This window comes from Thermosulfurimonas sp. (assembly GCF_015491435.1).
Classification (GTDB): domain Bacteria; phylum Desulfobacterota; class Thermodesulfobacteria; order Thermodesulfobacteriales; family Thermodesulfobacteriaceae; genus Thermosulfurimonas_A.
In genome coordinates this window covers 1-4125 of the sequence record NZ_WFVX01000189.1, presented here as the reverse complement: position 1 = coordinate 4125, position 4125 = coordinate 1, and the positions used below count along the sequence as shown (strand labels likewise).

The following is a 4125-nucleotide window of genomic DNA, read 5'->3' as shown; positions in this document are numbered from 1 at the left end:
CCCTGGGAAAAGAAGCCCTGATCCTGGCCCCCGAAGGTCTTTCCTGTGCTCCGTGTTCCTATGTATTTAAAACCCGGCGTTCCTGTCGCCGGGGCGACCGGGCCTGTATCACCTCTATTTCCGCAGAAAAGATCTTTGAGGCCGTAGAAACACTCTACGGGAAGGCCGACTCCCATGCCTAAGACGCAAAAAATCCTTCTTAAAGGCTTACTCTTAATCGTGCTTTACTCCCTGGCTTTAAACCTCCCCTTCCTCTGGGAAAGGGAATTCCAGGGCGAGGCCGCCCGGAGAGCGGTGGCCGCCCTTGAGATGATGGAGCGAGGGGATTACCTCATCCCCTACATTGAAGGCCGCCCCTATCTCTTAAAACCCCCGGGCTATAACTGGGTGCTCATCGGATTTTTCAAGCTCTTCGGGAGCCCTTCCGAGTTCGTAGCCCGGCTCTCCTCCGTGACCGCGGCCACCCTCTGCGCCCTCTTCCTGGCCCTGCTTTTTCGGGCCATATCCCGACCACCAGGCCTCCTCTGGGTCCTTCCGGGCCTTATCTTTTTATCCATCCCCGAGGTGCTGGATAAGGCCTGCCGGGCCGAAATAGATATGACCTATACCCTTCTCGTCACCCTCTCGGTCTTTTCCTGGTTTTATCTTCACGAGATCCGGAAAAGGCCCTATCTCGCCTGGACTCTCGCCCTCGGTTTTTCCGCCCTGGCCACCCTTACCAAGACCTTCCAGGCCCCGGCCTTCCTCTACGCCGCCGTAGGCCCCTACCTTCTTTTTAAAAGACGCTTCCGGGAAATCTTCTCCCCGGCCCATCTCCTGGGGCTTTTCGTGTATGCGGGAATCTTTTCTCTGTGGTTCGTCCCCGCGGCCCGGAGGGTGGGGGCCGAAAGGATCCTTTCCGCCTGGTTCGGGGAGTATGCCGGACGCCAGAAACCCCTTTCTCCGAGCGGTTTCTGGGGACATTTCCTGACCTTCCCCTGGGAATATTTCGAGGGACATCTTCCCTGGATCCTCTTCCTTATGGGGTGGTTATCCCGCACTCTCCGCGAGGATCTTCCCTCATCGCTGAAGGATCTATCCCTTTATAGCCTCTCTCTGCTGGCCTTTTCCTTTCCTCTTTACTGGATCCTGCCGGGGACCAGATTGCGCTACCTTCTTCCCGCGGTGGGAGGACTGGTCTATCTCTTGAGCGTTCCCCTTTATCGCGGATGGGAAAGAAATTGGCTGCCCAGGCTCTCCTTTCTGGCCCTAAGACTCCTTAGCGGTTTGATCCTGATCGCTCTTCCCCTCTTTGCCTATGCCTCCTGGGGGCGTCTTCATCTTAAGGGGAACCTCTGGGCCCTGGTGGGGTTTCTGATGGTAACCCTAAGCGGACTCCTGGTGCTTTTCAGTCGCAGGGCTCGTTCCCTTTTTCTGGCCCTCTTTTTCTTCGTCTGGGCCCTGAAATACACCTTTGCAGCGGTCTATTTTCCCTACCAGGAACACTTCCGCAACCACTATTCCCGGGCCGCCCGGGAGCTGGCCTCTCATCTGCCCCCCGGCACTCTGCTTTGCGATTATCGCCTGGATAGCCCCCATTTAACCTATTATTTGAAGTATAAATATCATCATATTCGGCACATGCGTCTCATAAAAGACGCCCAGGCCCTGAAAGAGTGTCGGTATATAATCACCACTCCTCAGAAATTAAAGGATCTTCCTTTCAAGTTTAAAATTTTAATTAAAACCAAGGCCCGAAAAACTCCCGTGGTTCTAATCGAAACTTATGGACCTATTGGATCTCAATAAATATTACCTGCAAAGAAAACCCTTCAGGAATAAATATCCTTATCGGAGGGTACGGGAAAACTATCTCCTTTTTGCCCGGGAGAGCGGTTATCTGGAGGATCTTTTCCGCTGGATCACGGAGAACCCGGAAACAGAAATAGTCAAAAAAGGGCCCAAAAGGCACTGTTTCCGGTATCAGAACTACTTTTTGAAGGTTTATAAAGTCGAAAACCGGTTAAAAGATCTCCTGAATTTATTCCGGCTCAAAGGGGCCTTAAAGGCCATAAGAAACTACTGGATCCTGGTTGCCAGGGGGCTTTCTTCGGTGGAACCCCTAGGAGGCTGGATACGCCTGGGACTTTCCGGCGGGGAATACCATTCAGGGGCCCTTTATCCCTATCTTCCGGAGGTGAGGGAGAGGCTACATCACTTCCTTTCCCTTTCCTCCTCGGACAAGGAATTTCGCGATACGCTCCAAAACATCCTGACCTTTCTTTATCGGATGCATCGGGCAGGACTTTATCTTCGGGACCCCAAGATCACCAACTTTATCCTTACTCCTTCCCGCATCCGTCTCATCGATCTGGATGGTCTCAAGGTTTATTCTCGTCCGCGAGAAAAACTCTGGCGAAGAAGCTTACATAAGCTGGCCCTTTCCCTACAAAAAGCCGGTTTTCAGGGGATTGAAGAGCTGAGTGAGGATTGGCTCCCCAGAGAGGCGAAAAGTTCAACAAAGGCCTGGGCCTGTCTCTGAGCCGAAAAGGCCTCTTCCACCCGCAGACGGGCTTCCCTCCCCATTTCCCTCCGCTCCTCCGGGGAGAGGCCATAAATTTCTTCCATGGCCTGCGTAAGGGCCTCCTCAGAACCTCTGGGGATCATGTAGCCTATCTTCCGGGGAGTATCAAAGATATCCGGGACCCCTTCGGCGTCCGTGGCGATGATGGGCAACTCCGCGGCCATGGCTTCAAGGACGGCGTTGGGCATGCCTTCCTTGAGACTCGGGTGCACGAACACATCCAGGGCCCGTAAAAAAAGGGGGATCTCCTCATAGGGGAGGGCTCCCAGGAAGACCACTTCATTTAGACCCCAGGAGGCCGCACAGGCCCGAACTTTCTCCTCAAGCGGACCGGAACCGGCCAGGGCCATTCCGGCCCGACCGCCCCTCTCTTTGAACTCCCGGAAACTTCGCAGGAGAGCGAGATGATTCTTCTCCGGCCGGAAGGCCGCCGCCATCCCGAAAAGGAAACCCTCTTTCTTAAGCCCGAACCTCAGCCGTGCTCCTTCCCGGGAGACTCCGGAAGAAAAACGGGAGAGATCCACGCCGTTAAAGATGACCGTAAGTCTCTCCTTAAGTCCGGGATAAAGCCCCAGAATTTCCCGTTTGAGAGCGGTACTATTGACCACCAGGGCCGAAAGTCTTGACCGCAAAAGGGAAAAAGCCCATCTCCTGCCCGGAGAACGGAAAATCCCGCCTGCCACCACGTGAAAAACTATCCGAAACCGGGGATACAAAAGGTGTATCAGGGCCAGGTAATAGAAAAGGCGATAACGATGTATCCACACGATATCACAGGGGTGCTTCTTCAGGTAGGTATAAAGTGCCTTAAGCACCCCTCCGTGAAAGCGCTTGATTTTGGCCACCGGAAACCCCAGAGAATGTACTTTCAGTCCCTGTTTTTGATGGGGAGAAAGAGAGGGATCCCCGGAAAGATAAAGTACCTCGGTTTCCCATCCCTTTTCCTTAAAGGCTTTCAGGATGTGTTCCCGATAGGTTCTCTTGGGTTCTACCTTATTCAGGATCAGAAGAACCCGCATAGGCCTTAAGCCCCAGTAAGATTCCCGCACCCAACCAGAAAGGCAAAAACTTGGTATATCGATCAAACCCGGTGAAGGAGGCAGCCACCAGGTAGGCCAGGAAAAAGACCGCTACCGCCGAAGGTAAATAATTTTGGGGCTCCGGGAAGCGAAGGGTTAAACCAAGGGAATCCCTCAAAAGCAGCCCGTAAAGGACCATAAAAATCAGCGCTGCGGGGATTCCGGCCTGAAGGGCAAGATTGAGAAAGAGATTATGTCCATGCGTCATGGAGGGAGGCAGGTACTTTTCCCGGAACGGAGTCATGACTTCCTTGACCACCTTGCGCCCCAGACCGGTGCCTTTTAAGGGATGCTTCAGCACATACCTTAGAAAATAAGGCCAGGCATAAAGTCTCTGCCCCAGAGAGCCGGCCTCCCGAAAGGCTTCATATCTTCCGGAAAGAAGGAGCGAAAGGTTGTCACTTCGGATCAGAATCTGTCTTCCCCGGGGGGTAACCAATAAGATCCCCAGAATCAGGCTAAGGGCTATGACTAGTCCCAAAC

At 53.6% G+C, this 4125-nt stretch carries 5 protein-coding genes; 3 read left to right on the top strand and 2 right to left on the bottom strand.

The genetic code is table 11. The features are described from left to right. The 3 genes from F8J34_RS08745 to F8J34_RS08735 form a co-directional block, all read left to right on the top strand. Positions 1 to 182: hypothetical protein (locus tag F8J34_RS08745; protein ID WP_297058450.1), on the top strand; the 182-nt coding region annotated here is incomplete at its 5' end. Beyond that, positions 175 to 1788, top strand: a complete 1614-nt coding sequence (locus F8J34_RS08740) for a glycosyltransferase family 39 protein (RefSeq protein WP_297058447.1) — start codon at positions 175 to 177, stop codon at positions 1786 to 1788. The genes F8J34_RS08745 and F8J34_RS08740, both read left to right, overlap by 8 nt. Continuing rightward, positions 1775 to 2521 (top strand): hypothetical protein, encoded by a 747-nt coding sequence (locus F8J34_RS08735; protein WP_297058444.1) that lies wholly within the window; start codon positions 1775 to 1777, stop codon positions 2519 to 2521. Before F8J34_RS08740 ends, F8J34_RS08735 begins: the two co-directional genes overlap by 14 nt. On the opposite strand, the gene F8J34_RS08730 is transcribed toward F8J34_RS08735, so the two are convergent. Both F8J34_RS08730 and F8J34_RS08725 read right to left on the bottom strand, forming a co-directional pair. After that, entirely contained in the window at positions 2443 to 3582 is a 1140-nt protein-coding gene (locus F8J34_RS08730) for a glycosyltransferase family 4 protein (protein ID WP_297058442.1), read from the bottom strand. The genes F8J34_RS08735 and F8J34_RS08730 overlap by 79 nt on opposite strands. Continuing rightward, the coding region (locus F8J34_RS08725; RefSeq protein WP_297058439.1) for an O-antigen ligase family protein at positions 3557 to 4125 on the bottom strand (569 nt) is incomplete at its 5' end. The genes F8J34_RS08725 and F8J34_RS08730, both read right to left, overlap by 26 nt.

Coding starts and splice junctions, on each gene's coding strand:
- F8J34_RS08740 (WP_297058447.1), top strand. CDS start 175: ATGCCTAAGACGCAAAAAATCCTTCTTAAAGGCTTACTCTTAATCGTG.
- F8J34_RS08730 (WP_297058442.1), bottom strand. CDS start 3,582: ATGCGGGTTCTTCTGATCCTGAATAAGGTAGAACCCAAGAGAACCTAT.